At 40.3% G+C, this 18,607-nt stretch carries 17 protein-coding genes; 3 read left to right on the top strand and 14 right to left on the bottom strand.

The genetic code is table 11. The features are described from left to right. Positions 1-2 precede the first annotated feature (2 nt). The 4 genes from AC1DIV_RS17785 to AC1DIV_RS17770 all read right to left on the bottom strand — a co-directional run bounded on the left by AC1DIV_RS17785 (position 3) and on the right by AC1DIV_RS17770 (position 5,147). Complete coding sequence (locus AC1DIV_RS17785; protein ID WP_340876660.1) at positions 3-1,331, bottom strand: FAD-binding oxidoreductase; 1,329 nt, start codon at positions 1,329-1,331, stop codon at positions 3-5. Between the two features lie 73 nt (positions 1,332-1,404). Then, the gene (locus AC1DIV_RS17780; RefSeq protein ID WP_240520696.1) at positions 1,405-2,091 is read right to left on the bottom strand and encodes a FadR/GntR family transcriptional regulator; all 687 of its coding nucleotides are present in this window, start codon (positions 2,089-2,091) and stop codon (positions 1,405-1,407) included. Between the two features lie 981 nt (positions 2,092-3,072). Next, positions 3,073-4,605: a flotillin family protein gene (locus AC1DIV_RS17775; RefSeq protein WP_340876661.1), complete on the bottom strand. Its 1,533-nt coding sequence runs from the start codon at positions 4,603-4,605 to the stop codon at positions 3,073-3,075. 23 nt (positions 4,606-4,628) lie between these two features. After that, entirely contained in the window at positions 4,629-5,147 is a 519-nt protein-coding gene (locus tag AC1DIV_RS17770; RefSeq protein ID WP_264894927.1) for an NfeD family protein, read from the bottom strand. Between the two features lie 315 nt (positions 5,148-5,462). Here AC1DIV_RS17770 and AC1DIV_RS17765 point away from each other — a divergent pair, with 315 nt between their 5' ends. Then, positions 5,463-6,035 carry a biotin transporter BioY gene (locus tag AC1DIV_RS17765; protein WP_340876662.1) on the top strand — a complete coding sequence of 191 codons (573 nt, stop codon included), beginning with the start codon at positions 5,463-5,465 and terminating at the stop codon, positions 6,033-6,035. 263 nt (positions 6,036-6,298) lie between these two features. On the opposite strand, the gene AC1DIV_RS17760 is transcribed toward AC1DIV_RS17765, so the two are convergent. Together AC1DIV_RS17760 and trhA are read right to left on the bottom strand one after the other, a co-directional pair. Further along, complete coding sequence (locus AC1DIV_RS17760; RefSeq protein ID WP_063593840.1) at positions 6,299-6,784, bottom strand: YusW family protein; 486 nt, start codon at positions 6,782-6,784, stop codon at positions 6,299-6,301. Between the two features lie 100 nt (positions 6,785-6,884). Continuing rightward, positions 6,885-7,529 carry a PAQR family membrane homeostasis protein TrhA gene (gene trhA, locus AC1DIV_RS17755; protein ID WP_072273139.1) on the bottom strand — a complete coding sequence of 215 codons (645 nt, stop codon included), beginning with the start codon at positions 7,527-7,529 and terminating at the stop codon, positions 6,885-6,887. Positions 7,530-7,688: 159 nt separating this feature from the next. On the opposite strand from trhA, the gene AC1DIV_RS17750 reads away from it, so the two are divergent. After that, the gene (locus tag AC1DIV_RS17750) at positions 7,689-8,276 is read left to right on the top strand and encodes a DUF2087 domain-containing protein (RefSeq protein ID WP_048679985.1); all 588 of its coding nucleotides are present in this window, start codon (positions 7,689-7,691) and stop codon (positions 8,274-8,276) included. 60 nt (positions 8,277-8,336) lie between these two features. On the opposite strand, the gene AC1DIV_RS17745 is transcribed toward AC1DIV_RS17750, so the two are convergent. The 3 genes from AC1DIV_RS17745 to AC1DIV_RS17735 all read right to left on the bottom strand — a co-directional run bounded on the left by AC1DIV_RS17745 (position 8,337) and on the right by AC1DIV_RS17735 (position 10,062). Then, on the bottom strand, positions 8,337-8,936 hold the full coding sequence (locus tag AC1DIV_RS17745; protein ID WP_052137268.1) for a cell wall hydrolase: 600 nt from the start codon (positions 8,934-8,936) through the stop codon (positions 8,337-8,339). Positions 8,937-9,048: 112 nt separating this feature from the next. Further along, entirely contained in the window at positions 9,049-9,618 is a 570-nt protein-coding gene (locus tag AC1DIV_RS17740) for a GNAT family N-acetyltransferase (RefSeq protein ID WP_340878539.1), read from the bottom strand. Between the two features lie 39 nt (positions 9,619-9,657). Beyond that, positions 9,658-10,062, bottom strand: a complete 405-nt coding sequence (locus tag AC1DIV_RS17735; protein WP_340876663.1) for a secondary thiamine-phosphate synthase enzyme YjbQ — start codon at positions 10,060-10,062, stop codon at positions 9,658-9,660. 185 nt (positions 10,063-10,247) lie between these two features. Here AC1DIV_RS17735 and AC1DIV_RS17730 point away from each other — a divergent pair, with 185 nt between their 5' ends. After that, on the top strand, positions 10,248-10,616 hold the full coding sequence (locus AC1DIV_RS17730) for a VOC family protein (RefSeq protein ID WP_340876664.1): 369 nt from the start codon (positions 10,248-10,250) through the stop codon (positions 10,614-10,616). A 44-nt stretch (positions 10,617-10,660) separates the two neighbouring features. Here the strand turns inward: AC1DIV_RS17730 and AC1DIV_RS17725 are convergent, their stop codons facing one another. The 5 genes from AC1DIV_RS17725 to AC1DIV_RS17705 form a co-directional block, all read right to left on the bottom strand. Then, positions 10,661-12,553 (bottom strand): PTS fructose transporter subunit IIABC, encoded by a 1,893-nt coding sequence (locus tag AC1DIV_RS17725; RefSeq protein WP_340876665.1) that lies wholly within the window; start codon positions 12,551-12,553, stop codon positions 10,661-10,663. Positions 12,554-12,557: 4 nt separating this feature from the next. Further along, positions 12,558-13,478 (bottom strand): 1-phosphofructokinase, encoded by a 921-nt coding sequence (pfkB, locus tag AC1DIV_RS17720; protein WP_340876666.1) that lies wholly within the window; start codon positions 13,476-13,478, stop codon positions 12,558-12,560. Beyond that, a complete protein-coding gene (locus tag AC1DIV_RS17715; RefSeq protein ID WP_323597456.1) occupies positions 13,478-14,230 on the bottom strand; it encodes a DeoR/GlpR family DNA-binding transcription regulator in 753 nt (250 codons plus the stop codon). Before AC1DIV_RS17715 ends, pfkB begins: the two co-directional genes overlap by 1 nt. A gap of 226 nt (positions 14,231-14,456) precedes the next feature. After that, the gene (gene odhB / locus AC1DIV_RS17710; protein WP_054400414.1) at positions 14,457-15,734 is read right to left on the bottom strand and encodes a 2-oxoglutarate dehydrogenase complex dihydrolipoyllysine-residue succinyltransferase; all 1,278 of its coding nucleotides are present in this window, start codon (positions 15,732-15,734) and stop codon (positions 14,457-14,459) included. Between the two features lie 2 nt (positions 15,735-15,736). Continuing rightward, on the bottom strand, positions 15,737-18,589 hold the full coding sequence (locus AC1DIV_RS17705; protein ID WP_477577000.1) for a 2-oxoglutarate dehydrogenase E1 component: 2,853 nt from the start codon (positions 18,587-18,589) through the stop codon (positions 15,737-15,739). Positions 18,590-18,607 lie beyond the last annotated feature (18 nt).

Raw genomic sequence — 18,607 nt, 5'->3', positions numbered from 1 at the left:
TATTAAATCCCTCCCACGAATCTTTTATTATTAAGTACTCTATTAGGATCGATCTTTGTTTTAATTCCTTCTAACAAGAAGAAATGTGATGGTTTTTCACCCCATACATCTATTTGCTGACGGAGCGTTAAAGGCAGATGCTTCGCAATCACATAACCACCCAATGCTTCGACGGATTTTCTGAGCTTTAATATTACCTGTGTTAATTCTTCATCTTCAGTTCCCTTTAGGTTAACCTGGCATATTCCATGACCTAGTCCACCATGTGCTTCTACTGTAAGAGTACTAGAGTGATGTAAAATGTGGCTTTCTTTAATGACCTTCAAAACATCTAGGTTAACAACGCCTATTTTCAATGCCGCTTCTATCTGATTTCCACTAGCAAGTGTTGCCCCATTTGGAGAAATCGAATAAAATTTTTCCCAAAAAGCTTGTGCCTGATTTTGTGAAAGCACTGTCATTTTTGCGTTAGAAGGTTGGATGTTCTTTACAAAATCCTCCTGGTAATGAACAGAGCTCTCCACATCTTCAAATGAAATTGCTAAGGTATAAACGTTTTGACCCGTTAACCTTTCCGATAAAGCAGGATTTAGCAGTTCCAAAGCGATTGGTTCCATCACTGAATCCAACAACTTAACTGCTAGTGACCGAACTTCTTCGAGATTTCCATTGGGAAACACTAACAGTCCAAGGCTTTCGTACTTTGGTATTGGTCTAAGCTTCAAAGTCACTTCAGATAAAATACCAAGTGTACCCATCGATCCTATAAAAAGTTTGTTCATATCGTACCCAGCAACATTCTTTACTACATTTCCCCCAGCTCTTATGATACTGCCATCCGGGTAAACCAAGCGAAGTCCTATTACCACATCTCTGGAAGAACCATAACCCAATCTTTTGGGACCGCTTTCATTTGAAGCAATGATTCCGCCAATTGTCGCATCTTCAGGCCATACAGGGTCCAGCGAAACCTTCTGATTATGTTGTGCCAAATATTCTTGCAATTCTTTAAATGAAGTACCTGCTTTAACCGTTAATGTCATATCTCCTACAGTATGTTTGACAATTCCTTTATATTTCGATAATGAGAGTAAGATATCAGCTGTTTCAATCAATCCTCCAAAACCTCTCTTGGTTCCGCCTCCTACCACCGTTATTTTTTTCCCTTTATCGTTTGCATACTTTAAAATACTTGCTATTTCTCCCTCTGTTTTCGGGTAAACAGATACCTGACCACCATTCCCAAGTAGATGCCTTTGGTTTTTCCCATCAACTATTTGCACATCAGGTAAAAATGACTTTAAATCTGATAGAAGATCCGCTACGATCAAAACCCACGCCTCCTTTTTGTTTCGTAATAACTAACATCGTTTCTATATTGTTGCAAAAAAAACATTTTAAACTTCATACCTTTTGTAAAATATTGTTTTGCAAAATTTCTTCAACATATTGTAAGTGGTTAATCATCGACTGATTAGCTTTTATAGGGTTCCCCATCTTTATTGATTCATAGATTTTATCATGTTGTTCATCCATCGTTTTTACGATGTTCTCATTCTCTTGAATATACCTGTGAAAATCAATCATTGCCTTCTTCATGGTGGTTGAAATGGTTTGCACTAATTGGATCAGGCTTTTGTTTCCTGTCGCATTAGCAATCGCCATATGAAAGTGGTAGTCCCCTTCCCAGCCATTGATACAGAGGTTTGAAAGGATTTCTTCCATACGTACCAAATCTTGTACCGACCGATTGGAAGCAGCCATTTCCGCAATGCCTGTCTCCAATATTTTCCTGACTTGAAATAAGTCTTTTATGTCTTCACAGCTGGGGATTAACATATGGTTGGTAAACAATTTTGCGGAATCAAATTCGCAAATGTATGTACCTTCCCCTTGTTTCACGTAAACAGTACCTTTTCCTTTAAGTGTTGTGATTGCATCTCGGACAGCGGAACGTCCAACACCGAATAAATCACATAATTCCCTAACGGAAGGTAGCTTTTCACCTGACTGGAATTTGCCAGACTCAATCATCTTCTCTATTTCTTCTTCGACTGTTTCCGATACTTTCTTGGTGAATATTTTCCCCATATTTACACACCCATCCTCTATCCTTTCAGACATCACATATCCGATAAGTTATATTCTTACATTTATTAAAACACCTTCCAATATATATTTCAACAAATAATTCAGAATTTAACAAATAATTAAAAAATATTTATTATAGATTATTGGAGACATACACGATAGCCAGGCCGAGCTTTGCTGTTTCTTAATGCACTAAACGTTGTTTCACCAGCACACATAAGTGGTGCTGCTTCTAATACAGATAATTCATTCGCCTTTAGACGGAATCTGTATAGCTTTCATAATTTTCATCACCTATTAGCTCCTACAGTTTAGTAATGGAATTTTTGAAAATAAGATAAAAAATAAAATAGTTAATTGTTTAATAGAATGTTAAGTTACCTTTATTAAGGTCTGTTTTTTTAGATTAGTGATTTCAAAAACTGCCTGATCAGCTGCCAGGAGTGCACCTTCAAGATGTCCACCATATTGTGAATATTATATTGCTGATAGTGTCATTTACGATGATGAATCTTATTTTGTCGATAAAATGTATGATTTTGCATTCAACAAAGCATCCTACCTAGCAAAAACAAAACGAGATTTCTCTGCATATGTTGATTTAAATACGTTGACTAAATAGGTTTAAAGAAAAGACTTGTCTTTAAATACGTTACTAAGTTTAAGTATTAAGTACATCCAAATATCGGTTTCAAACATTAAGTAATAGCGAAAACTAAAAAAACAATTTAGGCCTTATTAAAAAGCAAAAAATAAACAACCAATCATCTTGGTTGTTTATTTTAATTTATTCTTCGAATCTTTTGTTCTATTTCAACTTTTTCATTTAATCAATTTTATTAGTCAATTGAGTATTACTGAATGAAAATGGATCCCTGTTGGTTTATTCTCTATAAGTAAGTCCAATAACCTATCTGTATTGGTAATACATCAGCTTTAATTTCGTGTTGAACAGTAGGATTTACCATGTATTTTCAATCGTTACTCTTCCTTGCTTGCTGCCATATTCATGTTCGCTTCGACATTCTCCTGGCTGATGGTGGTGAATGGTAAATTTCGCTTTCCTGAGAAATTCTCAAGCAAGTCTTTGACGTCAATTCCCGAAGATGCTTTTAATGACTCCTGCAAGGTTGCCATTAAATCCGTTGCATATCCAGTCACTTTATTAGCCCCGCCATTCGCACCGCTTCCGCCTGTGTCCACTACAGTGATCTTGTCGATATTACTAAGCGGGCTTGCCACTTGTTTTGCATATTCGGGCAGCATTTTCAAAATCATGTCCATTACAGCGGCTTGCCCGAACTGTTCAAAAGCTTCAGCTATTTTCTGCTTGGCTTCTGCTTCTGCTACCCCTTTTAACCGGATGATTTCCGCTTCTGTCGTACCTTGTGCCCTTTGGGCGTCCGCTTTAGCAAGACCGTCCATGCGAACACGTTCCGCTTCCGCTTTCGCCATGGCTTCAATTTTATACTTATCGGCATCCGCTTCTGTAATCTGTTTCATCTTGTTAGCGGAGGCTGCCTGCTCTACCGCATAACGGTCGGCATCGGCCTTTTTCTTCACTTCTGAATCATATTGCTTTTCACGGCGAAGGATTTCTTTTTCCTCCAGCTCAATTTGCTTCTGACGTTCAATGATCCTGATTTGCATTTCCTGTTCTGTTACATCTTGTTTAGATCTAGCCGTTTCAAGATCGTAAGCTTGGTCAGCCCGTGCCTTGGCAATATCCTGCTCACGACGGAATTCCGCAACCTTTAGCTTATTGATTTTTTCGGCTTCGGCTATTTCAGTTGCCCTTTCAAGTTCGGCACGCTGCGCTTCCTTCGAAGCTTCGGCTCGCTTGATTCGCGTTTCTTTCTCTGCATCGGCGGTAGCTATATCGGCATCCCTCTTCACCTGTGCAATCCTTGGCTTTCCGAGCGACTCAAGATATCCATTTTTATCCCGAACATCTTTAATCGTGAACGATACGATAATGAGTCCCATTTTAGCTAAGTCCTGCGAGGCAACCCTCTGTACTTCCTGGGAAAACTTTTCACGGTTTTTATAAATTTCCTCGACGGTCATCGAACCAAGGATGGAGCGAAGATGCCCTTCCAATACTTCCCGCGCTTCCTGTTCACGGTCATCTTTCGATTTACCAAGGAATTGCTCTGCAGCTGTGGCTATATCGGTGATTGAACCGCCAATCTTGATGATCGATACACCATCTGCCATGACAGGAACTCCCTGTTCTGTGTATACTTCCGGAGTTGAAACCTCAAGCTTGCTTGACAATAAGCTTAGTGGTTCCGCTTGCTGGAATACCGGGAGAACGAAAGCTCCCCCGCCGCGGACGATTTTAATTTTATTTCCTGATTCGTCGATGTGAACATTTTTGCTTCCTAAGTAGCTTCCGGTCACGATCAATGCCTCATCGGGACCAGCCGTGCGATATTTCGTAACAAAGACAGCAATAAGTGCGATAAGTAAAACTGCAACAATGGCGACAACGATCCAAATCAAATCAAACATACCTTACCTCCTACTCTTTTTTTTCAATCCTGGTGGGGCATAACATAGACAACCCCATTTTTCACTTCGATGATCAAGACCTTTGTATCCGAAACAATTCCTTCATTCTTATAGCTGGCCGCAGTTTTTGCGATGCTTCCACTGATGCTTTCTATCAGGACTTCCCCAAACCCGTCAACAGGGATTGATGTGAGAACCCTGCCGACCCTTCCTCTCAGGTCATTATCATGAAATGTCAAACTTTCTTCCGCTGATGAAATGGGAATCAAAACAAATACATTCAGTAAAGTGACGATGGTAAATGAGATGATGAGGGAAATGCCGGCACACAATCCAGCATTAAGCCCTGAAAGCGATTCAAGCAAAAAACCACTTGCAAAAAACACGGTCAAAAAGCTAAAAATGAGCGTAGGATTAAATATATCAGGTAATTCAAGGCCGGAAAATATATCATTAAACAAGATAAATAAGAATGTTACCCCCCCGAATATAATTAATCCGTATAAATAGACAGTTTCTAATGGAACTCCGAATAACTCCATCTCTTTCATCCTTTAAATTCGATTTTTCCAAGCCGCATACTGCTTTAATGGCCCAGGATAAGTGTTTTACCAGCATTATTAATATATGGTTATAATCCCCTCCATTTACTTCACTTACCATTCATACGAATGATGCATTCAAAAAGTTTCATTTATTTTCCAAGTTTTGAATTTAGCCTTGGAAAACCCTGTATTCTCTAGGACCATTATTGAAATAAAATGCATAATACCATTGACAGTGTTTACTTAACATATTAAAATTCTTTATATGTCAACTCGTTATAACACAAGGTTTACATAAAGGGAGGAAGCACGATGAAGGAGCGTCATGAGAAGTTAAGAATGATGATGGTTACAGCATTATTTGCAGCACTTATAGGAATACTTGCCCAAATTACAATACCACTGCCCTTAGTTCCGATTACAGGACAGACTCTAGCTGTTGGACTGGCAGCAACGATACTGGGTTCACGTTATGGAACCTCTTCCGTTTTATTATACTTGTTCATAGGGGCAGCGGGAGTACCGGTTTTCGCTGAAATGTCTGGGGGACTAGCTAAGATATTCGGTCCGACTGGCGGTTATTTATTATCCTATATCCCGACAGTATATATAACGGGTCTGATATTGGAAAAAACCCGTTTCTCAGTTGCAATGGCTTTCGTTGCAAATACAATCGGGATGATAATTACTTTAATAATCGGTACGGTTTGGTTAAAATATATGAGTTCATTATCTTGGCCAGTGGCATTTGCCAGCGGTTTTGCACCATTTATAATCGTAGGCGTTTTAAAGGCATTCCTTGCATCTTGGCTTGGCATCACGATCCGTTCAAGGTTAGCGTCGGCTAATATGCTGCCTAAAAAAAATGCACCAATTTCCCAATGATGGGTAAATGAAAGAGAGGGTACCGCTTGTGGTATCCTCTCTTTTCTTCTATATTCAACTTCCAGATCACTGCAAAAAAAAAGACTCTTAAAAAAGAATCTTTTTTGCAAGTGTTTATTGCGGTCCTATCCCCATAAGTCCGAATATGAATAGCAAATGTATATTATCCCCTTTGCTAACCGTAATCATTTTACTATAGGAACAGTAATTTGACAACTATTGTCGGCACATATGAATATGGGGAATATAGTAACGTATTTTAGTTACTTATTATTCACTTTATATTCTTTTTTCGTACTATCTTCGAAAACGACCTCTAAATCAAATTCTTGATAGTCATCCTTCAAATTAAAAGCTTTTGTCACTTCTTGAATGACTTCCTCATCTGTTGAATCTTTAGTGAATGTCAATTTTTCTAGAATCGGGGTCAATTCTTTCATTGCTTCATCACCATGAACTTCGTGTTTGTTAAGTTTGTCCTCGATCGAAGCTTCTGTTTGAGCTCCCATTGTATCATATTCAGCTTCGTATTCGTTATCATTGCCGGTATAATCCACTTCTAATTGAAAATCCTTATATGTGAAAGGCAGTTTTTCATTATTATCCGTACCTGTTTCAGGATTATTTTCCGCTTGATTTTCATTTTCCTGAACCGGCGGGTTTTTCACTTCATCGTTTTCTTCGCCGCATCCAGCCAAAACAAGCATAGCGGCAAACGGCACTGATAATATTTTGATTGATCTTCTCATTAGTTTTTTCCTCCTTTAGTTTGTATACCTTAATTATTTCCTGATCGGCGTCATTTAAAACCTCAACCACTCTCTCAAATACATCAAATCGGCCAAGTGATCATTGTGGAAGGATATAAAACAATACCGCAAAAAAGTGTGTGGCAGTTCCCCCAAGCACGAATACATGCCAAACCGCGTGATGGAACGGAAAACCGCGCCAAACATAAAAGATGGCTCCAAACGTATAAAGCAATCCCCCTGCAATCAGTAACTGGATACCCGCTGCAGGCATCGTAGCTGTAAGTGGTCCCCAAACGATAACGATCATCCACCCCATGGCAATATAAAGGATCGTCGAAAGGAAGAGGAATTTTTTCACATAGAAAGCTTTGAAGACGACGCCAATGATTGCAACTCCCCAAATGATACCCAGCAGGGTCCAGCCTAGTGACCCTTTGATCACAAGAAGCATGATGGGCGTGTATGTTCCTGCGATGAATATATATATGGCTGAATGATCAAAGATTTCAAATATATCCTTTGTTTTACCTTCTGGAAAACTATGCACTAAAGTGGAAGAGACGTATAAAAGAAGCATGGAAACACCATATATGACCGAAATGACTACATTCCAAGGCGATCCTGTTTGGGCTGAGAATATGATTAAAAACACAAGTGCGGCAATACTCAACAAAACGCCGACACCGTGGGTTATCGCATTGACCACTTCTTCTTTTTTTGTATATACATGAGTATTGGCCATGTTACAGCTCCTTAATTCCGGATTATTTTTTTTAGTATTCCCTAAAGTATACATCAGATCTTCCAAGCAATATAGAAAAGTGAATAGTAACTTGATTAACTGCCACTAATTAGATTATTATCTAATTAGATAATAATCTAATTAAAAAGGGGGATAAAAGTGCAATTAGAAAAATTGGTCGCTTTCCACAAGACGATTGGTGATGTGACAAGGATCAGGATAATATCCATCCTGGCAAACGGTCCAAAACACGGACAAGCACTTGCGGGAATACTAAAATTGACGGCTCCGACCATCTCACACCATTTATCGAAATTGAAAGACATTAATTTAGTGAAGGATCGGAGGGAAAAAAATACGGTCTATTATTTTTTGAATGAAGATGTCCTGAAGCATTATTCGTCAGCATTGCCTAAAATGGTTTCAACTAAGGGGGACTCCAATAAAATGGATAATCAAAAGCTGATTTTAGAACATAAAAAGATCCTTGAAAACTTTTTTACGCCAGATGGTCGACTAAAAACCATACCAGCACAGAGAAAAAAGAAAATGATCGTACTTCATCATATTGGAAGCCTTCTGGAAAAGGGACGTAAATATCCAGAAAAAGAACTGAATGAATTCATCCAGTCTTTCCATGATGATTACGCAACGATAAGACGTGAACTCATTATCGGAAGCATCATGTACCGCGAAAACAGCATTTATGAACTGAATCCCCGCGAAATGTGGGCTGATATCGGTTAACGGTATTCTAATATAAAAGAACCGGCTCCCCTTTTGGAAAGCCGGTTCTTGAGATGCAGTTTATATGGCAAAATGGTGTCCGCCGATAATTTTTATTACTTCTAATTGTTTCATCCATTCGCTGTCCGAAATACTGGGATTCCAAAAATACAAGGCATCATTTGTGTAGCCATGAATAGCCAATGCTTCATTGACAGCTCTCTTTGCATCATTTCCTGCCGGTTTGTTAATACTGCCATCACCAACAGGCGAGAATTGGTTTTTTTGATAAATCACTTCCCGGACCGTATCAGGGAATTCATTGCTATCAAGGCGATTCAAAACAACTCCCGCCACCTCGACCTTTCCTCTGTATGGTTCCCCTTTTGCTTCTGCATGCACAAGCCTTGCTAATAATTCTTTATCTTTATCATTCATTACATGCGGAATAATCAATGTTTTACCAGGTTCGGCAACATTATTTACGTTATGATTGACTTCTTTTAACTTACCGATCGGAACACCGTGCTGCTTTGCGATATCCCATATCGATTCACCTTGTTTAATGACATGTTTGGTTGCCCCATCAGAAGCTTTACTTGTCGTTCCCTTAGGAAAAGCTATACCAAGTACGATGACACTTAGAGTCATTATCACGGATATTAATACTGATAATTTCATCCTGTTACCTCCTCGTTAAGCACCTTCCTAGGATAACAGACCATATGGGAGAAAACAGTGCTAAATTTTTTCCAAGGAAATGAAGGAAAAATTTTCTCGGTTCCATTTACCTTCAAAATTTTAATGATTCCCACTCTTCCCGCAGCATTCCCATTCTGATTGAATCATAATAATAACCATCATGATAGCGGCATTTTCTCATTCTTCCCTCTACTTGCATGCCCACCTTTTTTCCAACTGCAATCATACGTTCATTACCTGACCAAGTTGTAAGTCCAACCCGCTCAATCTCCAGGTTTTCGAATAAATACCCAATGAACATCATTAATGCTTCTGTTCCATGACCGCCATTCCAATACTTGGGATCGAAAATGGTAATCCCGATTTCAAGCCAGCGTGAAGGTTCATGTTCCCAGTAATATACAACAGATCCAATTATTTGATCGTTTTTTTCCATTAATAGCTCGGAGTAAGCCCCGATTTTCTCATCATAGGTTTTATGCTTCGTTTCTTTATCGATAAACGTATGGAAATCAATGAGTTCAAGAGGGAGATAAGGTGCATCCCACTTTTTCCATTCCGGATCGGTTTCGCCATATTTCAGGCTCCATAAACTTTTTAAATCGGCTTGTTTAACATTTCTCAATATGACTTTGCTTCCTTCAATCCGAACATCATCCAATCCGCTTCCTCCCACTTCATCCATGCTGTACCTTCCATTTTACTGGTCGACACATAATTTAATAAAATATTGCCTTTCTCTGGGACCATCGAATTCACAAAAATACACACCCTGCCAAGTACCAAGGACTAAGCTCCCTTTATGGATGATCACCTGTTGTGAAGAACCAACCGTACTTGATTTCAAATGGGCAGCCGTGTTTCCTTCCATATGTAAATCCAATGTATGATTCCATGGGTATTGCTCATCCAGTCTTCTTAATATATCCTTTTTGACATCGGGGTCAGCATTTTCATTGATCGTGATCCCTGCAGTCGTATGTGGACAATATATAAGAGCTACCCCCTCTTGAATCCCCTTTTCCATGATGAATGCCTGTACTTCTGTCGTAACATCTATCATATCATCCCTTTTCACCGTTTTTAAGGTATTTTTCTTCAGCATGTACATTCACTCCTTTTGTTCATTTTAATACTTCTTTACCCATAAACATAAAAATTCAAGCTTTCTTAAACCATTCACGACTTAAACATAAGGAAATCTTATCAATGACAATTTAAAAAATAATCTATCCTTAATGATCTTTCACTTTAAAATTGGATATATAAGGAATTGGAAGGAGTTGCAAGATGAACTTCATTTTTAAGTCAATCGACCATTACCAATTAGCATCTCCTAAAAATACCGAGGACCAATCAAGAAAGTTTTTCACTGAGATACTAATGTTCCGGGAAGTGAAAAAGCCTTCGTCATTAAGTTCCAATGGCGGGTTATGGTTCAAATCGGGATCGATCAAGATTCATGTCGGAACGGAGGATCATTTCATTCCCGCAAGAAAAGCGCATCCAGCACTTGAAGTTGAAAATCTCACCGAATTTATACAACATTTAATGACTACGCATATTTCTTTTATTGAAGACGGGAGGTTGCCCGGTGCGAACCGTATATATTTATCCGATCCCTTCGGCAACCGGATCGAAATATTGGAATGGAAATGATAAAAAGCGGGTCCATTTATCTCGGACCCGCTTTTGCAGTATATTTATTTTTGTTTCTTTTTCCAGAATCCCAATATTAAAGCGGTAATGAGGGCTCCTATTAAAATCGCCAGCAAATAACGGAAAGGATGGTTGACTAGGGGGATGACGAATATACCCCCATGCGGCGCTGGCAATGTTACACTAAAAGCCATTGACAGCGCCCCTGCCGTAGCTGACCCAATAACACTGCTCACAATAACCCGCAATGGATCCGCCGCCGCAAAAGGAATGGCCCCCTCTGTAATGAACGAAGCACCCATGAAGTAATTAGTGAAGCCGGATTTCCTTTCCATTTCACTGAATTTACTTTTAAAGAATGTAGTTGCAAGTGCGATTCCAAGAGGAGGAACCATTCCACCGGCCATAACTGCAGCATGCGGTCCGAAACTTGATGCTTCAATGGCTGCAATCCCAAAAGTGAATGCCGCTTTATTTAAGGGGCCACCCATATCCACAGCCATCATACCCCCAAGAATCAAGCCGAGGAATATTGCGTTCGTGCCGGATAAGCCCTGCAGCCAATTGGTCAGGCCCGTGTTAATTGCAGTTACTGGTTCATTTACGAGAAATATCATGATAAACCCTGTAATTAACATCCCGAATACAGGATAGAGTAAAACCGGTTTAATGCCATCAAGTGTTTGCGGTAATTTGGAAAACAATTTTCTTAATAGTAAGACGACATAACCTGCAAGGAAACCGGCGATCAGTCCGCCAAGAAAACCGGCATTAGCCTGTGCTGCCAATAATCCCCCTACCATACCAGGGGCAAAACCTGGACGGTCGGCTATACTTGATGCAATGAATCCAGCGAGTATTGGGACAAGTAAGAAGAAGGCACCATTTCCCCCGCCAATATCACTTAATGCTTTGGCAATGGGATTATAATTCGGATTTGCCGGATCGGCTGCCTCGATTCCAAAAAAGAAAGAAAGCGCAATCAAGATTCCGCCCCCGACGACAAATGGAAGCATATTACTTACGCCATTCATTAAGTGCTTGTAAATCCCCAATCCTCCTTTAGCTGATTCACCTTCATCATTTTTATCATTTCCAGTTCCATTGTAAACAGGTGCATCCTGATTCACGGCTCTGGTTAACAGTTCCTCGGTCTTCCGGATCCCATGGGCAACAGGGACAATAATGACATGTTTTCCATTAAAACGATTCATTTCAACCTGCTTATCGGCCGCAACGATAATGGCATCCGCCTCATCAATTTCTGCGGCGGTTAAACCATTTTTGATTCCTGTGGAACCATTTGTTTCCACTTTGAAATCGATTCCCATTTCCTTCGCTTTGGCTTTTAACGCATCGGCAGCCATATAAGTATGGGCAATTCCTGTCGGACAAGCTGTAACGGCAAGGATTTTGCCTCCTTTCTCGTTACTGCTGGCACCATTGCTCGATTGCTGCTCTTCCCTTTCTTCTTCATAAGCTTCCATTTCTTTTTGATTGATTATCTCCAACACTTCCTCACCAGAAGAAGCAGAAATCAATCGGGCCCTGAATTTATCATCCATCAGTAATGAAGAAAGCCGGGAAAGGGTTTCCAAGTGATCTGCATTCGCTCCTTCACTGGCTGCAATCATAAAGAACAAATGGGCCGGCTGTCCATCAAGCGATTCATAATCCACACCACTGACCGATTTGCCGAAACAGATGGCAGGTATCTTTACAGCATTTGTTTTTGCATGCGGTATGGCTATCCCTTCACCAATCCCGGTTGTGCTTTGCTCTTCACGTTTTAAGATGGCAGCTTTGAAACCCTCCACATCATTTAACCTGTCTGCCTCGGCTAACTTTCCTGATAGTTCATCAATGACTGCTTGCTTTGTATCACTTTGCAGATTGATTATGATTGTATCCAATTTTAACAAGTCTGTAATTTTCATAGAGTCAGCCTCCTGTTAGTTGATTGATAGCAATTTGCGGTAATAATTCTTCAATTTTATCCAATGTACCGAGATCGGATGAAAAGGCTGTAGCACTTCCTGCTGCAAGACTGAAGCGGAAAGCGGATAGAATATCCCCTGTCCTTTCATATGTCCCGATGAAACCTGCGACCATGGAATCACCTGCCCCCACTGAGTTGATGACGTTCCCTCTTGGAACATTTGCGGAATATGATTCTCCACCGGAGCAAAGGACGGCACCTTGTCCCGCCATTGATACAATAACGTTCTGTGCTCCTGCTTCAACCAATTTAGCGCCATATTCCCTAGCATCATCAATCGTACTTATTTCGGTGGAAAAAAGCTCACCCAGTTCATGATGATTCGGCTTTATTAAAAATGGCCGGTGTGGAAGGACATCCAGTAATTCCTTGCCACTCGTATCCACCACCACTTTAATGCCATTGTGGGTACAAGACCTTGCCATGGCTTCGTATACATCCGAAGGAACGCTTGGAGGGATGCTTCCTGACAAAATGAGGATATCATTATTGTTCAACTGTTCAATCTGACTAAATAATTGTTGATAGTTCCCTTTTGAAATGACTGGCCCTTGGCTATTTATTTCGGTCTCAAGCCCTGTTTTCAATTTAATGTTAATTCTTGTATCTCCAGCTATTTCTGTAAAGTCCGTGAAAATCTCTTCCTGTCTTAAAAACCTTTTTACAAATTCACCTGTTTGTCCACCGATGAATCCTAACGCTGTTGTACTATTACCCAGCCTTTTTAGCACACGGGAAACATTGATCCCTTTCCCTCCTGGGAATTTTGCATCATAACTGGTTCGATTCACCTTGCCCATTTGAAAGCTCTCCACTTCGACCAGGTAATCGATGGATGGATTAAGTGTCACTGTATAAATCATTAAATGGTCACGACCTTTACCTTTGGATTTTTTTGAAGGTGAGCAACAGCCTCTTCATCATTGCTGTCAGTAATGATAATGGCATCGCTTACATCTGCCACCTTGGCAAAAGTGGCTTCATTAAGTTTTGAACTGTCAGCAAGCACGTAGGTCTCGTTAGAGAGGCGTAATGCCATCTTCTTCAGCAGGGCTTCCTCCGGGTCGGGTGTTGTGAAACCCAATTCTTGATGGATGCCGTTCATTCCCAAGAAACATTTATCAAAACGGTATTCATTCAAAAACTGTACAGCATTACTTCCTATAATTGCATTTGTCGAAAATTTTATCGTTCCGCCAACTAACACTGTTTTGATTTCCAATTCGATGAGTTTTGGAATATGCATAAGACCATTTGTCAGCACCGTTATATTTTTATCTTTTAAATAAGGAATCATTTCGGCAGTTGTCGTGCCTGCATCAAGATATATACAATCATTTTTCTCTATGAATGAAGCCGCCAGCTTTGCTATAAGTTGTTTTTCAGCTCTTGCTTTGTATTGCTTTTCCATAGTTGTTGGTTCAAGGCCTTTTCTTTGCAGTAAAGAGGCCCCGCCATGCACGCGTTTCAAGAGCTTCATTTCTTCGAGTTGCACTAAATCTCTCCGAATGGTCGACTCCGAGGCTTGTAACTGATCTACAAGCTCCTGCAGCTTTACCGTTCCTTGTTCTTTAAGGATCGATAAGATGAACTGGTGCCTTTCAGTTGTCAACAATTCGCCCACCTCACTTTAATATCATCATCATATATGAAAATGAAGGAATAATCAATCATAAACGTTTAAAAATAATCAAATTCATTCAAAAATACATTCAAAAACATTCATTTTTATTAGACATGAACCTTCTTGAATTCCCTTATCTTTTTTTCTATGAAAATATCCTTTCAATTCAACAAAAAAAACCCCCATGTCAAAATGACAGGGGGGTAGTATTATCTAATTAGCCTTGAAGTAAAAGTTGTTCTGGATCTTCAAGCATATCTTTGATTGCCACTAAGAAACCAACTGCTTCTTTTCCGTCTACGATACGGTGATCATAAGATAATGCAAGGTACATCATTGGTCTGTTTTCGATTTGGTCTCCAACAGCGATTGGACGAGTCTTGATTGTATGCATGCCCAAGATCCCAACTTGAGGGGCATTCAAGATTGGTGTTGATAATAGGGAACCGAAAGTCCCTCCGTTAGTGATGGTAAAAGTACCACCTGATAGATCTGAAAGTCCCAGTTTGTTGTTACGCGCTTTAACAGCTAAATCCGAAATGTTCTTTTCGATTTCAGCAAAGCTTTTGCGGTCAGCATCCCTTACAACCGGAACGACAAGACCTTCATCAGTGGATACTGCTACACCGATATCATAAAAGTTCTTTTTCAGGATATGGTCGCCTTGGATTTCAGCATTCAATAACGGATATTTTTTCAATGCGCCAATGACCGCTTTAGTGAAGAATGACATGAAACCAAGTTTAACATCATTTGTTTTCACGAAAGAATCCTTATGGCGGTTACGCAATTCCATGACTGCAGAAAGATCGACTTCGTTAAAAGTAGTAAGCATGGCTGCTTCTGATTGTACTTGAACTAGACGTTTGGCAATGGTTTGACGACGGCGTGTCATCTTAACCACTTCAATGCGGTCATCATTCACTTCAACAGGGGCGGCTGCTTGTTTAGCTGCAGGAGCTTGTTTTGGAGCTGCCGCAGGTGCTGCAGGAGCTGCAGGTGCATTACTTGCCGCTTCTACGTCTTGTACACGTACACGACCTAGTGGATCTGCTACAGGCACTTGAGTCAAGTCAATTCCTTTTTCACGAGCCAATTTCCTTGCAGCTGGTGATGCAATAACTTGTTGAGTGGATGATGCTTCTTTCGCTTCTGCTTTAGGAGCCTCTTTAGCAGGAGCCGCTTGTTCAGCCTTAACTGGTTCTGCTTTAGCTTCTTCAACCTTAGGAGCTTCCGCTTTTGGAGCTGCTGCAGCTGATCCATTTTCATCAACGATGGCGATAGCCTGTCCGACTTGGACAGTATCGCCTTCTTCTGCTAAATGTTCCGAAAGTGTACCAGTATAATCTGAAATGATTTCAACGTTCACTTTATCCGTTTCAAGTTCAAGGACATATTCTCCTTTTTCAACGTGATCACCGGGTTGTTTTAACCATTGCGCAATAGATCCTTCAGAAATTGATTCTGCTAATTCAGGTACTTTTACTTCAGCCATTTTTATTTCTCCCCCTCATTATTGCGTGTAATTGCTTGAGTCATAATCCGTTGTTGTTCATTTTTATGGACAAGTGGATCTCCCTCAGCCGGGCTTGATCTGCGCTTCCTTCCTATATATGTTACTGAAAGATTGCCAGGAGCCGCTGCATTTAGGCGAGGTTCAACAAATGTCCAAGCACCCATGTTTTTAGGTTCTTCTTGAGCCCAGAAGATTTCTTTAAGATTTGTATATTTTTTCAGGGCTTCTTGAACTCCAGTGAATGGGAATGGATAAATTTCTTCGATACTGATGATTTGCAACCAATCCGTATTTTTTTCAGTTGCCGCTTTTTCACGAAGTTCAACCGCCAATTTACCTGTTGCAAAAACAATGCGTTCAACCGATTTAGGTTTTTTGCCCAAGGCTTTGGTTTCTACGAATGATTCAAATGCGCCTTCACTGAATTCTTCTGTTGTAGAAGCCATCACCTGATTACGAAGCATACTCTTCGGTGTCATGATGACAAGCGGACGTACTTGTTCTTGATCCAAAATCTTAGCTTGTCTTCTAAGGATATGGAAGTATTGAGCTGCCGAACTTAAGTTAGCAACTGTCCAGTTGTTTTCAGCTGCTAATTGAAGGAAGCGTTCCAGTCGTGCACTTGAGTGCTCTGGCCCTTGTCCTTCATAACCGTGTGGAAGCAGCATGACAAGACCAGATTTTTGACCCCATTTTGCACGGCCAGCCGCGATGAATTGGTCAAAGATAACTTGTGCAGTATTAGCGAAGTCACCGAATTGGCCTTCCCATAATACAAGTGTCTCAGGTGCAAAAACATTATAACCATATTCATAAGCCAGAACTGCCGTTTCCGTAAGCGGGCTGTTATGAACAGCGAATGAAGCTTTGGCAGTTTCAAGTGTGTGAAGTGGTGAATATGTTTTTCCATTAACACTATCATGTAACATGATATTACGTTGTGCGAATGTTCCACGCTCTGAATCTTGTCCTGTCAAACGGATTGGCGTGCCGTCACTTAAAATCGAAGCAAAAGCCAATGTCTCGGCATGTGCCCAATCGATTTTTCCTTCAGGACCAAAGGAATCCAAGCGACGTGATAAAATCTTTCCTAATTTTTTATTAGGGGTGAATCCTTCCGGCCACTTAACAAGCTCTTCGTTAATTGTAACAAGTTCTTGTGTCGGAACTGCCGTTTCAATGGCTGGAAGTCCTTTTTCAATAATCCCAGGAGGATTACATTCTTTGGAAGCTTCCGGTTTATTTCCGGAAATTTTCGCATATGCATCTGCAAGCCTTGTATCCACTTGCTCAGCAATCGCTTTAACTTCAGCTTCAGTGAACTCGCCGGATTCAATAAGTTTTTTCCCATAAAGCTCTTTTACGGTTGGATGCTTATGGATTAATGCATACATTTCAGGTTGAGTCACCAATGGCTCATCCATTTCGTTATGGCCGAAACGTCTGTAACCGATCAGGTCGATCAAGAAATCCTTGTTGTATTTTTCACGATATAGGTTAGCAAGGTTCACAGCAGCCATACATGCTTCTGGATCATCTGCATTTACATGCACGATCGGCACTTCAAAGCCTTTTGCCAAATCACTAGCATATAAGGTTGAACGTGAATCTTCACTTTCCGTTGTAAAACCGATCATGTTATTGGCGATGATATGGATTGCGCCGCCAACTTGATAACCGCGTAAACGGCTTAAGTTAAACGTTTCAGGTACAATTCCTTCACCTGGGAATGCAGCATCACCATGAATCAGGATTGCAAGAGATTTGGAAATGTCTTGCACCGGGAATCCTTTTTCTGTACGGTCTTCTTGAGCCGCACGAGAATACCCTTCCACGATTGGACCGACCACTTCCAAGTGACTTGGGTTATTGGCAAGTGTAATCCTTGCTTTTTGTATATTAGCTTTAGTAATCTGTTTATCCAGACCTAAATGATATTTAACATCACCTGTCCATCCATTGTTAATGCCTGTCGAACCTTCGGAAGGAACCAAATCTTTATTCGGTGAATGTTGGAATTCAGAGAAAATGACCTCATAAGGCTTTCCTAATACATGTGCAAGCACATTCAAACGTCCACGGTGAGCCATGGCGATATTCACATTACCCGTTCCGTTTTGGACAGTTTGTGAGATCATTTCATCTAAAATCGGAACCAAAGCATCCAGTCCTTCAATAGAGAAACGTTTTTGCCCTACATATGTGCGGTGAAGGAATTTCTCGAAACCTTCTACTTCATTCAATCGTTTAAGTAATAGTTCTCTTTTCTCTTTTCCCACTTCCGGGAACATGTTTCCAGATTCGACCATATCAGTAAGCCATTGCTTTTCATCCAAGTCATTAACATGATGAAATTCAAAGGCTATCGTTTTTGTATAGAGTTGTTTTAGGTATTGTACGGCTTCGTATCCGTCTTTCACGTCTTCAGGTGATTCCGGACAAATTAAGTCAGCCGGTATTTTCCTTAAATCATCTGCAGTCAAGCCATATTTTTCAAAGTGAATTTGTTCAGTGTCCAGAGCTTCTTCTTTTAAAGGATAAATATTTGCAGCAAGATGCCCGTATGCACGGATATTTTCAGCTAAATTAACTGCAGACATAATTTTCTTCATTGGAAGAACTTCTCCAGTTTGTACAGTTGATGCACATACAGTCGTTGTTTCTGCCGATACATCGAATGAAGGAGGACCTGCTACTTCAAAAAAGTTTTTCAGTTCCGGATCCACTTCTTCCGGGTTGGCTAGAAATAAATCGTATTGCTCCATGACATACCCAAGGTTTGGACCCGAAAAAGCTTTCCAGTGGTCTAATACCTTAGAATCATTGATGGTCATTTTGTAAACCCCCAAATT

It is taken from the genome of Peribacillus sp. 05N428 (assembly GCF_056397085.1).
This window is presented reverse-complemented; position numbering and strand designations above follow the sequence as displayed.